The organism is Staphylococcus sp. HMSC62A08, assembly GCF_001839105.1.
Classification (GTDB): Bacteria; Bacillota; Bacilli; order Staphylococcales; family Staphylococcaceae; genus Staphylococcus; species Staphylococcus caprae.
Genome location: NZ_KV840033.1, coordinates 10472 through 27730, shown reverse-complemented (window position 1 = coordinate 27730; position 17259 = coordinate 10472). Strand labels below are relative to the sequence as shown.

Genomic DNA, 17259 nt, shown 5'->3' with positions numbered 1-17259 from the left:
CATCTAGATGGCCAAGTTAATAATCAAACGTCTTGTTCTCATGTTCCCGTTATTGATTGTAGTGAGTTTTATGACATTTATGATGACGTATCTAACTAAAGGAGATCCAGCTGTCACGATTTTACATGCACAAGGAACGCCTAACATTACGCCACAGTTAATTGCTGAAACTAATGAAAAGTATGGCTTAAACGCACCGATATTCATTCAATATAAAAATTGGCTTATTCAAGCGATACAATTTAAATTTGGTACGAGCTATATTACAGGAGATCCAGTATCAGAACGTATAGGGCCTGCCTTTTTCAATACTTTAAAACTCACACTGATTTCAAGTATTTCAGTTATTATTACATCTATTGTATTAGGAGTTATCAGTGCTTTAACAAGAGGAAAGTTGACTGATCGTGTGATACGTTCAGTCGCGTTCTTCTTAACTGCACTACCTTCTTATTGGATAGCATCGATGCTCATTATCTATATATCAGTAAAGCTAAATCTCTTACCCACGTCTGGTTTAACAGGCCCTGAAAGCTATATCTTACCTGTCTTTGTAGTTACGATGACGTATGCAGGCATTTATTTCAGAAATGTGAGACGCTCGATGATTGAACAACTGAATGAGGATTATGTATTGTATTTAAACGCCAGTGGTGTACATACAGTAACATTGCTCTTACACGTTTTACGTAATGCACTACAAGTTGCCGTCTCGCTCTTCTGTATGTCAGTACCTATGATTATGGGCGGGCTTGTCGTTATTGAAAATGTCTTCGCATGGCCTGGGTTAGGACAATTAAGTCTCAAAGCCATTGTCGAACATGATTTACCAGTTATTCAGGCCTATGTACTGATTGTCGCTGTATTATTCATTGTGTTTAACACGATAGCAGATGTGATTAACGCAATGTTAAATCCTAAATTAAGGGAGGCGACAAGATGATCATTTTAAAGCGTTTAATGCAAGATAGGGGTGCAGTGATTGCAATAAGCATCATTTTACTGTATGTCGTGCTCGGTTTATGTGCGCCTATCGTTACATTTTATGAACCTAATCAAATTAATACCTCAGATAAATTTGCTGGTATCAGTTGGTCGCATTGGTTAGGTACTGATCATTTAGGACGTGATGTGTTAACGCGAATGATTTACGGCATCAGACCGAGTTTGTTATATGTGTTTATCGCGTTATTTGTGTCGGTAGTGATTGGTGCAATTCTTGGATTGATAGCTGGATATTTCCGGGGTTATATTGATGCTTTAATGATGCGTTGTTGTGATGTCATGTTGGCATTTCCAAGTTATGTTGTAACATTAGCATTAATTACAGTATTTGGTATGGGTGTAGAGAATATTATTTTGGCATTTATACTCACACGTTGGGCATGGTTTTGTCGTATTATTCGTACGAGCGTGATGCAATATACTGAAGCGGATCATGTGAAATTTGCTAAAACGATTGGTATGAGCCATTCATCTATTATTCTAAAGCATATCTTGCCTTTAACACTCGCTGATATCGCTATTATTGCGAGTAGTTCAATGTGTTCAATGATATTGCAAATGTCTGGGTTTTCATTTTTAGGGTTAGGCGTAAAAGCCCCGACAGCTGAATGGGGAATGATGTTGAATGAAGCACGCAAAGTGATGTTCACTCATCCTGAAATGATGTTAACTACAGGAATAGCCATCGTCATTATTGTTATGGCCTTTAACTTCCTATCGGATGCCTTACAAATTGCGATTGATCCACGAATTACATCTAAGGAAAGGAGACGTGCCATGAAGAAAGGTGTGATGTCTATATGACGTTATTATCTGTCGAGAACTTGCAAATTACGGATGGCTGGACTCATACCACACTTGTAGAAGAAGTGAACTTTAAAGTAGCACGAGGCGAGACGCTCGGGATGATTGGAGAAAGCGGTAGCGGTAAATCTATTACGTGTAAAGCTTTACTAGGTTTAAATCCTGAACGACTTCGTGTGTCCGGGGATATTTATTTTGAAAATGAAAATTTAATGCATTTATCTCAAAAGGACTTACGTAGTCAACGAGGTAAGCATATTGCAATGGTGATGCAACACGGGGCACGCGCATTCGACCCATCGGCAAAAGTAGGTAAGCAAATGATGGAAACAATGCGAGCGCATACGACATTAACGAAGACGGAAGTGAAACAAACGCTTATGGAATATATGACGTATATCAATTTAAAACAACCTGAAATCATCTTGGATGCATATCCTCATATGTTGTCAGGTGGTATGTTGCAACGACTGATGATTGCGTTGGCTTTAGCATTGAAACCGAAACTTATTATCGCGGATGAACCCACGACAGCATTAGATACGATTACGCAGTACGATGTGCTTGAAGCATTTCAAGATATTAAACGTCACTTTGATTGTGCCATGATTTTTATATCACATGATTTGACTGTAATTAATCAACTTGCAGATCGTGTCATTGTAATGAAAGAAGGTCACCTCGTTGAGAGCGGTTCTACAGAAGACGTCTTGCATCATCCACGCCATGCTTATACGAAATATTTATTATCCACTAAAAAGAAAGTGAGCGATCATTTTCAAAGGGTGATGAGAGGTGAAGTCAATGCTTAAAATCACACATGTTGAGAAGTCATACGGTAAAAAATCATGGTTTCATCCTGCGCCTCACTGCATCGTCAAAGATGTAACATTTGAATGTCCAGTCGGGGAAAGTATCGCTATTATAGGAAAAAGTGGAAGCGGGAAGTCTACCCTCAGTCGAATTATTCTTGGTATTGAAAGGCCTGATAAAGGAAGCGTTACGCTTAATGATCAACCGATGTATCGCGCGAAAGTAAGGCGTCATCAAATCAGTGCAGTCTTTCAAGATTACACGTCATCGCTACATCCATTTCAAACGGTTAGAAATATCATGTTCGAAGTGATGTGTCGATGTGACAAGAAACATAAAGAAGATATGGAAATCGATGCGATTAAATTATTGGAAGAAGTAGGACTAACGAAAGTGTATTTAGATAAATATCCCAACATGTTATCCGGTGGTGAAGCGCAACGTGTGGCCATCGCTCGTGCTATATGTATGAATCCTCAATATATTTTATTTGATGAGGCGATTAGTTCATTAGATATGTCTATTCAGACGCAAATATTAGACTTGTTAAAGAAATTAAGACAAACGCGACAACTGAGCTATATTTTTATTACTCATGACATTCAGGCGGCTACCTATTTGTGTGATCAGTTAATCATTTTTAAAAATGGTCAAATTGAGGAGCACATAGAAACATGCGATTTACATTCAAGTCGTAATCCTTATACAACAGCATTGATTAATAAACAACTAACATTTTAAGGAGTGAGGCAATGAAAGGAGCCATGGCTTGGCCATTTCTAAGATTATACATATTAACCTTAATGTTTTTTAGCGCAAACGCAATTTTAAATGTATTTATTCCTTTAAGAGGGCATAGTTTAGGTGCAACAAACTCTGTTATCGGTATTGTCATGGGTGCCTATATGCTCACAGCGATGGTATTTCGCCCATGGGCAGGTCAAATTATTGCACGTGTGGGCCCAATTAAAGTATTACGTATCATTCTTTTTATCAATGCTTGTGCGTTGATATTGTACGGATTTACAGGATTAGAAGGGTATTTCGTGGCACGGGTTATGCAAGGTGTGTGTACGGCTTTCTTCTCCATGTCACTTCAACTTGGCATCATTGATGCGTTGCCAGAAGAACATCGTTCAGAAGGGGTATCTTTGTATTCGTTATTTTCTACTATACCTAATTTAATTGGACCACTTGTAGCAGTTGGAATATGGAATTACGGACACATCTTTGTGTTCGCCATGGTCATGATTGGTATTGCTACGATAACGACGTTTTTTGGATATCGTGTGACATTTGCTGAACAAGAACCCGACACCCGTGATAAGATTGAGCCATTACAATTTAACGCCATCACAGTGTTTGCACAATTTTTTAAAAATAAGGAACTCTTCAATAGCGGATGTATTATGATTATTGTATCTATCGTCTTCGGTGCAGTGAGTACGTTTGTTCCATTATATACAGTGAAGTATGAATTCGCGAATGCAGGTATTTTCTTAACTATTCAAGCGATAGCAGTCGTATTGGCACGTATATATTTACGTAAACATATCCCATCAGACGGATTATGGCATCCATTATATATGGTCAATGTGCTGATGCTACTTACTATAGCTTCGATGCTAGTGGCTATAGGCCCACATCTTCATGTCGTCATCTTTTACGTGAGTGCGATGATGATCGGTATCACGCAAGCATTAGTCTATCCAACATTAACGTCATATTTAAGCTTCGCATTGCCTAAATCGGGTCGGAACATGCTACTAGGATTATTTATCGCTTGTGCAGATTTAGGTGTTTCATTAGGCGGCAGTTTGATGGGACCGATTTCGGATTTAATCGGCTATAGCTGGATGTATTTAGTATGTGGTTTACTCGTAATATGCGCGATAATGATGAGCTTGATAAAAAAACAAAATGTCAGCCGAGGATGAGAGAATAAAATATTTTGAGTTAGTTTGGAGGGAGTGGGACATCATTAATTGTCTCAGCCTTCTTTCCTACGATTAGTCAAGTACCTATCTTATTTAAAAAGTCATAATGAAATAGACCGTTCAATTTCAAATTTTTGAATAAGGTGTAATAAACTTGATTATATGATTGGCTAATGTGGGGACATTTAATAATCATATAATCGATGATTCATTATTAAATAGTGAATCGTTTTTAATAGTCGATTGATACAAGCGACTACAGCGGTCTTATGAGCTTTCTCATGAGGCTGCTCTTTTTTTATGACAATCATTATTTATAATTAGGGATTGATCCTACTAAAAATGTTTAGAAAATTTCGAAGATATTGGTGAAAGTTTAATAAAAAAGGGTAAATTTACAGTAAGGCGTTAAATATATATTTAGGAGGTTTTGCAAATGAAAACAAATGCTTTTGTCACTACTGAAGAGAACCCTTTTAGTTACCAAACGATTGTATTAGACGAACCAAATGCGGATGAAGTGTTAGTCAAAGTTATAGCAACAGGTGTTTGTCATACAGATTCTGCAGTCATCGGAAATGTTATGCCGACGCCTAAACCCGCTGTATTAGGGCATGAAGGTGCAGGTATTGTTGAAAAAGTGGGCGAACATGTGACACATGTTAAAGAAGGAGATCACGTTGTTTTAGGATTTACTTATTGTGGTGAATGCAAAAATTGTTTAGATGGCAATGCTGGAGCTTGTGAAAATTTTGTAGCATTAAACTTACTTGGTAGAAATCAAAAGAACGAAACACCATTGCATACTGAAGATGGCGAAGATATTTCTCAATTCTTTGGACAATCTTCATTCAGTAATTATGTTACTGCAAATGAAAAGAATATTGTCAAAGTAGATGACGAGGTAGATTTAAGATATCTAGGCCCTCTAGGTTGTGGATTTATGACAGGGAGTGGCGCAGTTTTCAACTCACTTCAACCTAAGCCAGGATCAAGCTTTATTGTATTTGGTGTAGGGACAGTTGGATTGAGTGCGATTATGGCGGCGAAACTTTCTAATTGTTATCCTATCATCGCCGTAGATATCTTTGATAGTCGTTTAGATTTAGCAATGGAGTTAGGTGCTACGCATACCATTAATAGTAAGGAACAAGATGTAGTAGAGGAAGTACATGAAATAAACGGTGCCGGTGTTAACTATGCATTTGAAACAACTGGAGTTCCAGATGTAATCTTATCAGCTTTAAGAAGCTTAGCTGTTAAAGGAGAATGTGCCACAGTAGCCGTCAATGATAAAGAAGTATCATTAAATGTTACAAATGATATTATGAGAAATGCGTTAACACTCAAGGGTGTGCTTGAAGGCGATGCAATGCCACAGTTATTAATTCCAGAATTAGTTCAATTCTTTAAACGTGGACAATATCCAATGGATAAAATGGTTAAATTCTATCAACCTGATGAAATCGGACAAGCTTTTGAAGATTCTAGAAACGGAAATACTATTAAGCCAATTGTTGTTTTTGATGCGTCATTTCAATAAGTAAATATAAAATAGATCATCCAAGCTTATATTTAATATGCATTAAGCTTGGATGATATTTTAATACAAATCATTTATTGAATTTCTTGTTTTTGAACTCTTTTAAGATAGAAGAAATAAGATTTTTCAGATGGGAAATTTTTAATATCCATTACGCCTAACATAGTATCTTCATCTACTTTACGAAAGATATCTATAATAGGTTTTTGGTCATATATCATAGAGGCACTTGCTTTACCTCTATAATCCACAAGACGTAATCGTGCTCTACTTTTTTTAGTAATAATGAATGGGCGTGCCAGTTTCATAAATAAAGATACATACGTTTTTGGTAATTTAGAAAGTATTGGGTCAAGTGATACACGACCAGGATTGCCTGCGAATAAAAAGCCATCTTCTTTCTGGAATACTAATGGATGCACATGTTCATTATCGATAAATTTTTTACCATACCATGAAGAAGCAGTGAGTAAACCTTCCATAGGATGACCTGTTTTGAGCTCTTCACCCTTCCATAACCCATAAGTGTCTTCTAAATTTACAGTGTCTAGTGAATCAAAGAATTCGAACGCTTCCTCTTGAGAAATGCGTTTTTTAGCCAATTCTTTTAATTTATCTAATTGAGCCATTGATTTCATCTCCATCATTTTTATTATTTAATTTATATTGATGATGATAGGTCACATATTTACATTTACCCGGTAAAGTTAAATACGACACTTTAAAGTAGATATTCTACTCAAACCATTGGAAAATTTATGATTACTTCTAAATTTGTAATAAAAAACATCTACCCTGGTTGCGTTATCATCTGGCAACGGGTAGATGTTTCTTCTATATTATGAATGACTTTTACCTTTATTCCATGGCATTGGAATATGCAAGTGTAATAAGTCGAATTTTTTAATTAATGAGCCAATAATAAATGCTAAGATAGTTCCTGTCACTGCAACAGCTGCAATCGTAATAATTGATTTAATAGGACTATTGAAACCGAATAATACAATCGCGCCTGCCATTGGTGTGGCCATGCCAGTAACACCAATTTTTAGACCGCTGAACGCGATAATACATGCGTTGACCATACCTATAATCGCATTTGTACCATATAAGACGGGTGCGTATTTCACGATTAAATCGATTTGTGTGAGTGGTTCGATAAATACGGCAAATCGATTTGGTTTTTGACCAATTTTTAAAAGGTTAAATAATGTAAAGTTAACAAATGATGCACCTGTACATACGATTGCACCGATTGCCATAGGTAAGCCAGTAAGTCCTAAGATACTTGCAAGGACCATTGAACTTAATGGTGTCATACTTGTCACTGGAATGATAAGTCCTAGAATAATCGCGAGTGCGTATGGACTGCTATCTCCAACTGAATTAACGGCATTCGCAATTTGATTTAATACTGCTGTGACGCCTGGGTTAATCAATGTTGCTAATCCATAGACAAGCGCTGGTGCGATAAGGATAACGACGATTAAGTCTAAGCCTTCTGGAACTTTCTTTTCAATAAATTTAATCACAAATGCAGTTAGATACGCTGCTATAAATGCAGGTAATAAACTAAAGTCTTTTAATACTAATCCTACAATCACTGCAAAGACTGGTGAAACACCTAAGTTGATGCATGCGAGAATTCCGACCGCAATGCCACCAAGACTCCCTGCAAGGTCACCAATCTCTTGTAGGAATTTAATATGGAAAATGCCACCAATAGCATAACTTAAGAAGGCCTGTGGTAGAAATGTTGCACAAGCTGCCCCTGATAGCGCTTGTAGACCTTCTTTACCATATGGCGCAAATTTTAAGAACAATGTCATAATAACTAATACTATGACTAATGTCCCAACTCCTAATATGATATTCATCTCTTATAACCCCTTTAGTGTAAATCTATATGTTTCCCAAAACATTTCTCAATTGTAACACAATTAATTGAAGGAAATTTAATTGTATTTTGAGTGTTAATGCGAATTTAATATTTTTGAAAATTCAAAAGTGCAACAATTCTATAAAAATTAACGATATTAAAGAAAAAAATGACACACTTTTTTCTGAAAATTTGAATTAATTTGTAGCGAATTTAATGTATAATAGCTAATAACATAGACATAGGAGATACATTAATGATAAAAAACAAACTTACAATTAAAGAAAATATTTTTATTGGATCGATGTTGTTTGGTCTCTTCTTTGGCGCAGGAAACTTAATTTTCCCAATACATCTAGGTCAAACAGCTGGTTCTAACGTATTTACAGCTAATTTAGGTTTCTTAATCACAGCTATTGGTTTACCATTTTTAGGAATTATTGCCATTGGTGTGTCGAAGACAAATGGTATTTTTGAAATTTCTTCAAGAGTGAGTAAAATCTATGCGTATTTATTTACTATTGGATTATATCTTGTGATTGGGCCATTTTTCGCATTACCGAGATTGGCAACGACGTCATATGAAATTGCGTTTTCGCCATTTATTTCACCGGGCCAAGGAAAAATTGTGTTACCGATATTTAGTATTTTATTTTTCCTAGCAGCTTGGTTTTTTGCCAGAAAGCCATCAAAAATCTTAGATTATATAGGTAAATTTTTAAATCCTGTATTTTTAATTTTACTTGGTATCGTAGTTTTACTTGCATTTATTCATCCAATGGGTGGCGTGAGCCATGCGCCGGTGACTCCACAATACAAAGATGGTGCGTTGCTCAAAGGATTTATCGATGGTTATAACACTTTAGATGCACTGGCATCTTTAGCATTCGGTATCATTATCGTGACGACGATTAAGAAATTGGGTGTGACGAACCCGAATACGATTGCTAAAGAAACATTCAAATCAGGAACAATTAGTATCGTCGGTATGGGGCTCATTTATAGCTTACTTGCAATCATGGGTACGATGAGTTTAGGTAATTTTAAAGTCAGTGAAAATGGGGGCATCGCACTCGCACAAATAGCTCAACATTATCTTGGAGATTACGGCATCATCGTGCTGTCACTCATTATCATTGTGGCATGTTTGAAAACAGCAATTGGATTAATTACAGCATTTTCAGAGACATTTACAGAGCTCTTTCCTAAACAAAAATATCTTATGTTTGCGACAGTGGTAAGTGTGTTGGCATGTATCTTCGCCAATGTGGGTTTAACAAAAATTATTATGTACTCAACGCCAGTATTAATGTTTATCTATCCACTCGCAATTACGTTAATTCTCTTAACTTTATCAAGTCCATTATTCAATCATTCTAAAGTAGTGTATCGATTTACAACATTCTTTACTATGATTGCTGCATTTATCGATGGTGTGAAAGCAAGTCCTGAATTCTTCGCCAAAACGAGTTTCGCCCGTTTCATTATTTCTTTAGGTGAAAAGTATTTACCATTCTTTACTATAGGAATGGGTTGGATAATACCAGCGTTAGTTGGATTCATTATCGGATTCGTTGTATATAAAATACGAGGAAACAAACAACCTCAAACATATTAATGTAATTAAAAAATTTTAAAAAGCTATGTATACCGTGAATTGATAAGGTATGCATAGCTTATTTTTTGGATTAAAGTTTTAAAATTTGATTCTATGAAAAAGGGTAATTATGATAATGAAGAGTCATCACTCATAAAGGTGGAATGAAAATGGTAAATCATAAAGAGAGTTTAAACCATGCTTTAGTATTAGGCGGGGGCGGTTCACTCGCCATTGGTTGGCAATTAGGATATATTTCAGCTCTTGATCAAGCTGGAATAGACGTTAGACATTCAGATTTAGTCATCGGGACGTCTGGCGGGGCGCAAGCGGCAACGGGTATTACCTCAAATAAAAGTTGGGAAGATATTTTCGAAGAACAAATTGCCCTTAAATCCAACGAAGAACCGCCAAGTCAGGACATGTCTGGGGTGTTCGCTCGTTATAATGAAATAGAGAAAAGCGCTAACACGCCAAAAGAATGGATTGAAAATTATAGTGAATATTCGCTAGAGGATAACAAATTTGATGAAAATGAACACATCAATAGATTAAAACACAGAATTAAAATGGATGAATGGCCTCAAAATTTAATGATTACAGCGGTCAACGCGCAAAAAGCAGAGCGAGTCGCGTTTACATCAGAATCTGAAGTGGATTTATATCGCGCGATGGCTTCAAGTGGCTCACTACCCGGTGTATGGCCTGCTACAACAGTTAATGGTCAGAAACATTTTGATGGAGGTTGCCATTCGATGGAGAATGCAGATTTAGCAAAAGGTGCTAAAAAAGTATTGATTCTATCAACAAACCTTCCTATTTCTACACCTTATCGATTAGACGACGCTATTAAAGAACTAGAAGATAATGGTGCAGATGTTAAATTGATTACGCCAAGTCAAGATGTATTCAATAAGTTAAATGAATTGGGTGGTAACACAGTGGATCCATCCATTCGACCAGAGATCGCAAAACTAGGCGAAGCACAAGGTCGTAAAGATGCAGAAATGATTAAGCGATTTTGGAATGAATAAAGATAAAATTTAGCGAGGTTAGGTCGAAATCCTAACCTCGCTTTTATATGGCATCTTATAAAATCTGTGCTATCTCGGAACTTCATTTTCCGAAATTAAATACATCTAAGAATAAATCAATACTTGAGCGATGAGTAAACCGCCACCGAAGACGAGTACAAAGGCAACGACCGGCCAGACGAATCTCAACCAGTGGGAGTAGCGCATGTTGAGCATCTGTAAGGTTGCCATGACGAGTCCTGTTGGTGCAAGGAATAACATCGCATATTGACCGAATTGATAAGTTGTAACGATGACGAATCGAGGTATTCCAACCGTATCGGCTAATGGCGCAAAGATAGGCATAGATAATACTGCCAATCCAGATGATGATGGTACGATAAAACCTAAGAAGAAGAAAATCACTAATAAGACTATGATAAATAAAGGACCACTCATATGTTGCACGATGGAAGATGAGAAGTGCAAGATTGTGTCTGAAATTAATCCTTTATTTAATACTAAGTTGATACCACGGGCCAAGCCAATAATTAATGATACGCCGACAAGGCTTGATGCACCATTGACAAATGCATCGACTGTGCCTTTTCGCCAAGACCATATTTACCCATTCCTGCTATAAACATAATGATAATCGTAAATATAAGGAATGCTGATGCCATAATTGGGAACCACCAGCCTTGTGTCATTACGCCCCAAACCATGATAGGGAATGGCAATACGAATAAGGTAAGTATGATTTTTTTACGTAAAGTGAATGTTGAAGAGCTATTCTGATCCATTACTGACCATTGCTTTTCAAATTCTGTTTTATCTTCGTAAGCATAAGAAGCTTTTGGTTCTTTTTTAATTTTTTTGCAGTACCAATATAGGTAACTTACTACAAATATAGCTCCGACGATACATGCACCAATTCTCCAGTACAATCCATCTGTAAAGGTTGTTCCTGCAGCGTTAGAAGCGATGACCACTGAGAACGGATTAATCGTTGAAAATGTACTACCGATGGAACTCGCTAAAAAGATGGCGCCGACAGAAACGATGGAATCATATCCCAATGCGATGAATATTGGAACGAGTACTGGATAAAAGGCGACGGCCTCTTCTTCAATACCGCATAATGTTCCGCCAAGTACCATTAAAATTGCTACAAAAGCGATGAGCATAAACTCGTGGCCTTTCGTCTTCTGAGTTAAGGCCAGTAGACCTGACTCGAACGAACCACTCGCCTGAACGACACCTATGAGTCCACCTAGAACGAGGATGAAGACCATGATATCGACGGCTTCAATGGTACCCTTTACCATGCTACTTGTAATTTGATCTAGACCAGCAGGATGTTGTTTAAGTCGTTCATAAGTATTTGGTATCGATACGGGTTTATTAATAGCTCCCGATTTGAATTGTTCAATTTTAATTTTAACACCCATTTTATCAAGCTCTTTTTGTGTTCCTGGAACTTTTTTAACTTGATTATGAGGGTTTACGATTTTTAATTCTTGTGAAGCGGGTTCATATGATAATTTAGAATAAGCACCAGCGGGTATGAGCCATGTAGCTATTACGGCAACCACTGTGAGTAAGAATAAAATCATGAATGCACCGGGCATCCGTAATTTAAATCGCTTCTTCTTTTTATTTGAATCGATAGCATGTTCCAATATTTTCATCTCCTTTTTATCTATATCATTCGAGAATCATGAAATTCATGCATATCTATAAATATTTTCGTATTTTTTCAATATAGAAGTGCACCCTGTATAGTTTGGGAGTAGATGGAAGAACAGGGTGCACAACTATGTCAGTATGAATAAAATGACTTGCAATTGATAGCACTCAATGTTCATTCAATTAAAAGTCATTAAAATGATTTTTTAATTAATGTACCAACTTTACCTTCGAGTGCGTTATCTAATTGATCTAAGGAAGTGATTAATACACTACCTTCAGGATTGTTCTCAATAAATGAAATTGCTGATTCTATTTTTGGAAGCATACTACCTTTAGCAAATTGATCTTCTTTAACGTATGCATCTAATTCTTCAGGTGTGACAGTTTTAAGTGCTTTTTGATTTTCAGTGTTGTAATTAACATACACATAATCAATGGCTGTTAAGATAATTAGTTGATCACATTGAATATCTGCACCTAGTAATGCACTTGTTTTATCTTTATCGATAACTGCATCAACACCTTTAAAGCTATCGTGTTGTTCGCGGATAACTGGGACGCCACCGCCACCAGCTGCAATCACAAGCACATCATTTTCAATTAAAGTTTTGATACTTGCAAGTTCGACAATTGATTTCGGCTGAGGTGAAGGAACAACACGACGATAGCCACGTCCTGCATCTTCAACAAAGCTATAGTTTTTCTCTTTTTCAATGCTTTCAGCTGTTTCTTTATCATAGAAGAGACCAATAGGTTTAGAAGGATGACTAAACGCTGTATCATCGGGATCTACTTCAACTTGAGTTACTAATGTGACAACTTGTTTGTCTATACCAAGTGCGTGTAATTCATTTTGTAAGCTTTCTTGTAGTTGATAACCAATATACGCTTGGCTCATTGCACCACATTCAGCGAATGGAAAGGCAGGGCCTTGACCGTGTTCTGCAGCATAATTCAAACCTAAATTAATGCTACCTACTTGAGGGCCGTTACCGTGACTAATCACAATTTCGTGCCCTTTTGTAATTAGCCCCACAAGTGATTTAGCTGTATTCTTAACAAGTTCTAGTTGTTCTTGAGGTGATTTACCTAATGCGTTACCACCTAATGCCACTACGATTTTTGCCACTTGAATTACCTCCTGTCTGTACTAGAATTCACCTAAAGTAGCCACCATGACTGCTTTAATAGTATGCATTCTGTTTTCTGCTTCTTGGAATACTACTGAAGCGTCACTTTCGAATACTTCATCAGTGACTTCCATTTCAGTTACGCCATATTTTTCATAAATTTCTTTACCGATTTTAGTGTCAGTGTTATGGAATGATGGTAAGCAATGTTCAAATATTACATTTGGATTGCCTGTTTTTTCCATTAATTCTTTATTAACACGGTAAGGTTCTAATAATTTAAGACGTTCTTGCCATACTTCGTCAGGTTCACCCATTGATACCCATACATCTGTATAGATCACGTCAGAGTCTTTAACACCTTTATCGATATCGTCTGTGATAAGGATGTTGCCTCCATTTTCAGAAGCAATGCGTTCACAGCGGCTTAGCAATTCGTCAGTAGGATTTAATTCTTTAGGACAAACGAGGTGGAAATTCATGCCCATGATAGCGGCACCTTGCATTAATGCGTTAGCAACATTATTACGGCCATCACCAACATATGTGAAGTTAATTTCGGAGTAATCTTTCTTCAATACTTCTTTAGCAGTTAAGAAATCTGCGAGTACTTGTGTAGGGTGATCTTCATCAGTTAAGCCATTCCATACTGGCACCCCTGAAAATTCAGCCAACGTTTCAACTGTACGTTGAGAGAAACCACGATATTCAATGCCGTCATACATACCACCTAAAACTCTTGCAGTATCTTTAGCAGTTTCTTTTTTACCCATTTGTGAGCCTGTAGGACCTAAGTACGTTACATTTGCACCTTGGTCATGTGCAGCGACTTCAAATGAACAACGAGTTCTTGTAGAGTCTTTTTCAAAAAGAAGAGCAATATTTTTATTTTTAAGCATAGGCTTTTCAGTGCCTATGTATTTAGCACGTTTTAAATCTTCAGAGAGATTTAATAAAAATTCTACCTCTTTCTGTGAAAAATCTAATAAAGTTAGAAAACTTCTATTGCGTAAATTCTTCATTCTTTACAACTCCTTAAATTTGATTTCAAGGTCATTGTAAGCGTTAACTTATAATAATCAATAAAATTAAAAAGTTGTCATTTTTTATTAATAAATAATTGAAAACTTTTTTAAGATTTTAAGGAATTTGTGAAAAATTCACAAAAAAGGAGTATGGTGAAATTATATGTAATTTTAAAGTTGTGTATAATTGTATGAAATATTGTGTTAATTTAAGCGTTTAGAAGGTTTTAAATCGCTGAAAAGTTTTAACGGTGAAATGATTAAAATCTAAGTAATAAAATAGGAAAATTAAATATGATATTTATGAGACAAGCATAGAACATGTCATTATAACGATACGTTCAAGCTTGTCTCTTTTCTTCTATTAGAAATAACGTATGACGTATTTATGTGGGAATGGGACGTTTGATTTTTCGAAAAGAAGGGGATAATAAAATATTGACAGGACTATATTTAACACGAAAATGGGCATTTAAAATATAAAAGGCGGGGGTTCATATGAAGATTTTCAGATTAGACTATCAACACAATAAAGACATTGTTGACGAAAATATTTTAACTGTTTTTGTAGTGGCAAAAAACAAGGGGGAAGTTGACGCTTTCGCAAAAAAGTTAGGATATTCAATTGAAAAGATCACAAAATTAACGCATAAAGAATTTGATGAAGAAAAATCTAAAATCGAACACTATAGACTAGAACATGCTGATCAATATTTAGACTAATGTCTTAAAGGTGGGGTGTTGTATGGCTGAAAATGAAAACAATTTCGAAACATTAGATAAAGTAGCAAATGGTCTGTATGCGACGCCAACAACAGAACTACCATTTGATAAACGTTTTCGTTTCAAATCTTTCGTTCTTGAACGTTCAGAAGGGAATATTGTGATTTTCCATTCTGGTAGAATTGACGAAGCAGCAGATGATATTCAGGCACTAGGTGGTGCAGAGCGCGTACTTATGAATCATTAGGTGGTCAAACGCATTTCGATGCACCTTACTATATTCACCAAGATGATAAAGAAGCTGTGACTGATACGCTTCAAGTTGCTGGAACGTTTAAAGACCGTGAACAATTATATGACGATTTAGAGGTGATTCCTGCGCCGGGGCATACGCCTGGGACAACATTATATTTATGGGATAACGGCGAACATCGTTATTTATTTACAGGTGATTTCCTCTGTTATGAAGGAGATGAGTGGCGCACAGTCGTCCTACCTTCAAGTGATAGAGAACAATCTATAAAGAGTCTTGAAATGATTCGAGATCTTGATTTTGATGCACTCGTACCGTGGGTTTCAATTGAAGGCGAATCACCGGTCTTCTTTATTAATGATGAGGATGATAAACAACAACGTGTACAGAAAATCATAGATCGTGTTCGAAATGGAGAAAATACTTAAACCATAATATCAATCGTTAAGGTATATCCGGCTTAATGTGGGGTATACCTTTTTTAAATGAATCTCTAAAGATAAAATAACAATGTTTCATGCCCTTTCTATAGAGATATACATATGTTGAGGTGAAGCATCTTGCAAAATTCTAACCATCAAAATCGTAAAGTAAACTGGGGAATGATAAGTGCAGCGTATGCATTTCTCATCGTGATGATGGGGACGACATTACCCACACCACTTTATCCTATTTATAGTAAAGTGTACGATTTATCTCCATTAATGATTACAATTATTTATGCTGTATATGCAGCTGGCGTAATAGGAGGTCTACTGGTTTTTGGGCAATTGTCAGATCGTATAGGACGACGTTATGTACTCATTCCAGGTGTGATTTTATCTGCAATCAGTGCACTGATATTTTTATTTGCCACGAATGTTGGTTTCTTACTTACTGGTCGCGTGATTTCCGGTCTTTCTGCAGGTCTTTTTACAAGTACAGCGACAACTACAATTGTTAATTTAGCTGCAGAGGATAAAAAGGGGAGAGCCTCTACCATTGCTAGTAGTGTCAATATGCTAGGATTAGGGTTTGGACCATTGTTATGTGGTATCTTAGCACAATATCTACCTTATGCGATGCGGTTAATCTTTATCGTAGATTTTATCCTTGTCATCCTGGCGTTTATAGGGGTTTGGTTTATGCCAGAGCCAGTTAAGAATAAACAAAGTTTCAAGATTGAAGTCCAAAAGTTGAGTGTGCCGGCAGACATTCGTTCTACATTTATATATGCCGTGATTCCTGTCTTTGTAGGGTTCTCAATGCTCGGTTTATTTACTGCTGTTTCGCCAAACTTTTTAGGAGAAATCTTAAATATTACGAATAAAGCTGTGATAGGAGTCATGGTATTCTTGGTATTCTGTGCGTCAACGTTAGGTCAATTATTATTTAAAAGTAAATCCGACTATCATATTCTAATGCTAGGCAGTGGTACATTAATCATAGGCGTTATCTTAGTAGGGCTATCTATTCAATTGGAATCATTTGTCATCTTATTTATCGGTGCGATGATTTCAGGATTTGGACAAGCATTTAGCTTTCGTGCGGGATTATCAACAGTCAATGCAGTAGCACCTAAAGACAAACAAGCCGAAATTACATCTGCTTTCTTCACCATTGCTTATATCGCAATTTCAATTCCAGTCGTTGGTGTGGGTCTGCTTGAATTAGCATTAGGTATCCAACTCGCAGGTATCGTGTTTAGTATCATCATTGTGATACTCGCGATTTTAGCATTTATATTATTAATGATTAATTATAAAAAGTCGAACACGCAATAAAGCATTACGAGTTAAAACTGGATATTAATCATAGTGAAGTGGAAAAGGGAGCTGGACAACGAAAATAATTTTGCTAAATTAT

At 36.5% G+C, this 17259-nt stretch carries 14 protein-coding genes and 3 pseudogenes; 11 read left to right on the top strand and 6 right to left on the bottom strand.

Going from position 1 to position 17259, the window contains the following annotated elements:
- Positions 1 to 7: 7 nt before the first annotated feature.
- From opp1B to HMPREF3264_RS05120, 5 genes are read left to right on the top strand one after another with little or no spacing between them, the layout of a single operon-like run.
- Entirely contained in the window at positions 8 to 943 is a 936-nt protein-coding gene (gene opp1B / locus HMPREF3264_RS05140; protein ID WP_070872230.1) for a nickel/cobalt ABC transporter permease, read from the top strand.
- Positions 940 to 1809 (top strand): staphylopine uptake ABC transporter permease subunit CntC, encoded by an 870-nt coding sequence (gene opp1C, locus HMPREF3264_RS05135; protein ID WP_070872228.1) that lies wholly within the window; start codon positions 940 to 942, stop codon positions 1807 to 1809. The genes opp1B and opp1C overlap by 4 nt, the downstream gene beginning before the upstream one ends.
- Positions 1806 to 2621, top strand: a complete 816-nt coding sequence (locus HMPREF3264_RS05130) for a staphylopine uptake ABC transporter ATP-binding protein CntD (protein WP_070872226.1) — start codon at positions 1806 to 1808, stop codon at positions 2619 to 2621. The genes opp1C and HMPREF3264_RS05130 overlap by 4 nt, the downstream gene beginning before the upstream one ends.
- Positions 2614 to 3363, top strand: a complete 750-nt coding sequence (locus HMPREF3264_RS05125) for an ABC transporter ATP-binding protein (RefSeq protein WP_070872224.1) — start codon at positions 2614 to 2616, stop codon at positions 3361 to 3363. Before HMPREF3264_RS05130 ends, HMPREF3264_RS05125 begins: the two co-directional genes overlap by 8 nt.
- An 11-nt stretch (positions 3364 to 3374) precedes the next feature.
- Positions 3375 to 4559, top strand: coding sequence for a staphylopine family metallophore export MFS transporter CntE (locus tag HMPREF3264_RS05120; RefSeq protein WP_070872222.1), 1185 nt, complete (start codon positions 3375 to 3377; stop codon positions 4557 to 4559).
- A 185-nt stretch (positions 4560 to 4744) separates the two neighbouring features.
- Here the strand turns inward: HMPREF3264_RS05120 and HMPREF3264_RS12615 are convergent.
- A pseudogene (locus HMPREF3264_RS12615) lies at positions 4745 to 4855 on the bottom strand (IS110 family transposase); the annotation flags it as partial.
- A 140-nt stretch (positions 4856 to 4995) separates the two neighbouring features.
- On the opposite strand from HMPREF3264_RS12615, the gene HMPREF3264_RS05115 reads away from it, so the two are divergent.
- The gene (locus HMPREF3264_RS05115; protein WP_070872220.1) at positions 4996 to 6102 is read left to right on the top strand and encodes an NAD(P)-dependent alcohol dehydrogenase; all 1107 of its coding nucleotides are present in this window, start codon (positions 4996 to 4998) and stop codon (positions 6100 to 6102) included.
- Between the two features lie 74 nt (positions 6103 to 6176).
- Here the strand turns inward: HMPREF3264_RS05115 and HMPREF3264_RS05110 are convergent, their stop codons facing one another.
- Together HMPREF3264_RS05110 and HMPREF3264_RS05105 are read right to left on the bottom strand one after the other, a co-directional pair.
- Entirely contained in the window at positions 6177 to 6731 is a 555-nt protein-coding gene (locus HMPREF3264_RS05110) for a DUF4334 domain-containing protein (protein WP_049401874.1), read from the bottom strand.
- 210 nt (positions 6732 to 6941) lie between these two features.
- Complete coding sequence (locus HMPREF3264_RS05105; protein WP_070833042.1) at positions 6942 to 7979, bottom strand: PTS sugar transporter subunit IIC; 1038 nt, start codon at positions 7977 to 7979, stop codon at positions 6942 to 6944.
- Between the two features lie 258 nt (positions 7980 to 8237).
- On the opposite strand from HMPREF3264_RS05105, the gene brnQ reads away from it, so the two are divergent.
- On the top strand, positions 8238 to 9599 hold the full coding sequence (brnQ, locus tag HMPREF3264_RS05100) for a branched-chain amino acid transport system II carrier protein (protein ID WP_070872218.1): 1362 nt from the start codon (positions 8238 to 8240) through the stop codon (positions 9597 to 9599).
- A gap of 149 nt (positions 9600 to 9748) precedes the next feature.
- Complete coding sequence (locus tag HMPREF3264_RS05095) at positions 9749 to 10612, top strand: patatin-like phospholipase family protein (protein ID WP_256323958.1); 864 nt, start codon at positions 9749 to 9751, stop codon at positions 10610 to 10612.
- Between the two features lie 105 nt (positions 10613 to 10717).
- On the opposite strand, the pseudogene HMPREF3264_RS05090 reads toward HMPREF3264_RS05095, so the two are convergent.
- The 3 genes and pseudogenes from HMPREF3264_RS05090 to argF all read right to left on the bottom strand — a co-directional run bounded on the left by HMPREF3264_RS05090 (position 10718) and on the right by argF (position 14435).
- A pseudogene (locus HMPREF3264_RS05090) lies at positions 10718 to 12282 on the bottom strand (YfcC family protein).
- Positions 12283 to 12473: 191 nt separating this feature from the next.
- The gene (gene arcC, locus HMPREF3264_RS05085) at positions 12474 to 13412 is read right to left on the bottom strand and encodes a carbamate kinase (protein WP_002444864.1); all 939 of its coding nucleotides are present in this window, start codon (positions 13410 to 13412) and stop codon (positions 12474 to 12476) included.
- A 21-nt stretch (positions 13413 to 13433) separates the two neighbouring features.
- On the bottom strand, positions 13434 to 14435 hold the full coding sequence (gene argF, locus HMPREF3264_RS05080) for an ornithine carbamoyltransferase (RefSeq protein ID WP_002444862.1): 1002 nt from the start codon (positions 14433 to 14435) through the stop codon (positions 13434 to 13436).
- Between the two features lie 501 nt (positions 14436 to 14936).
- Between argF and HMPREF3264_RS05075 the strand changes: the two genes are divergently transcribed.
- The 3 genes and pseudogenes from HMPREF3264_RS05075 to HMPREF3264_RS05065 all read left to right on the top strand — a co-directional run bounded on the left by HMPREF3264_RS05075 (position 14937) and on the right by HMPREF3264_RS05065 (position 17177).
- Positions 14937 to 15161, top strand: coding sequence for a 30S ribosomal protein S17e (locus HMPREF3264_RS05075; RefSeq protein ID WP_002444860.1), 225 nt, complete (start codon positions 14937 to 14939; stop codon positions 15159 to 15161).
- Between the two features lie 22 nt (positions 15162 to 15183).
- A pseudogene (locus HMPREF3264_RS05070) lies at positions 15184 to 15842 on the top strand (MBL fold metallo-hydrolase).
- 132 nt (positions 15843 to 15974) lie between these two features.
- The gene (locus tag HMPREF3264_RS05065) at positions 15975 to 17177 is read left to right on the top strand and encodes an MFS transporter (protein ID WP_070872214.1); all 1203 of its coding nucleotides are present in this window, start codon (positions 15975 to 15977) and stop codon (positions 17175 to 17177) included.
- Positions 17178 to 17259 lie beyond the last annotated feature (82 nt).

What these genes read in the sequence shown, in the direction of transcription:
- HMPREF3264_RS05130 (WP_070872226.1), top strand. Translation starts at nt 1,806, where the DNA reads ATGACGTTATTATCTGTCGAGAACTTGCAAATTACGGATGGCTGGACT.
- opp1B (WP_070872230.1), top strand. Translation starts at nt 8, where the DNA reads ATGGCCAAGTTAATAATCAAACGTCTTGTTCTCATGTTCCCGTTATTG.
- HMPREF3264_RS05075 (WP_002444860.1), top strand. Translation starts at nt 14,937, where the DNA reads ATGAAGATTTTCAGATTAGACTATCAACACAATAAAGACATTGTTGAC.
- argF (WP_002444862.1), bottom strand. Translation starts at nt 14,435, where the DNA reads ATGAAGAATTTACGCAATAGAAGTTTTCTAACTTTATTAGATTTTTCA.
- opp1C (WP_070872228.1), top strand. Translation starts at nt 940, where the DNA reads ATGATCATTTTAAAGCGTTTAATGCAAGATAGGGGTGCAGTGATTGCA.
- HMPREF3264_RS05110 (WP_049401874.1), bottom strand. Translation starts at nt 6,731, where the DNA reads ATGGCTCAATTAGATAAATTAAAAGAATTGGCTAAAAAACGCATTTCT.
- HMPREF3264_RS05120 (WP_070872222.1), top strand. Translation starts at nt 3,375, where the DNA reads ATGAAAGGAGCCATGGCTTGGCCATTTCTAAGATTATACATATTAACC.
- HMPREF3264_RS05125 (WP_070872224.1), top strand. Translation starts at nt 2,614, where the DNA reads ATGCTTAAAATCACACATGTTGAGAAGTCATACGGTAAAAAATCATGG.
- HMPREF3264_RS05105 (WP_070833042.1), bottom strand. Translation starts at nt 7,979, where the DNA reads ATGAATATCATATTAGGAGTTGGGACATTAGTCATAGTATTAGTTATT.
- HMPREF3264_RS05115 (WP_070872220.1), top strand. Translation starts at nt 4,996, where the DNA reads ATGAAAACAAATGCTTTTGTCACTACTGAAGAGAACCCTTTTAGTTAC.
- brnQ (WP_070872218.1), top strand. Translation starts at nt 8,238, where the DNA reads ATGATAAAAAACAAACTTACAATTAAAGAAAATATTTTTATTGGATCG.
- HMPREF3264_RS05095 (WP_256323958.1), top strand. Translation starts at nt 9,749, where the DNA reads ATGGTAAATCATAAAGAGAGTTTAAACCATGCTTTAGTATTAGGCGGG.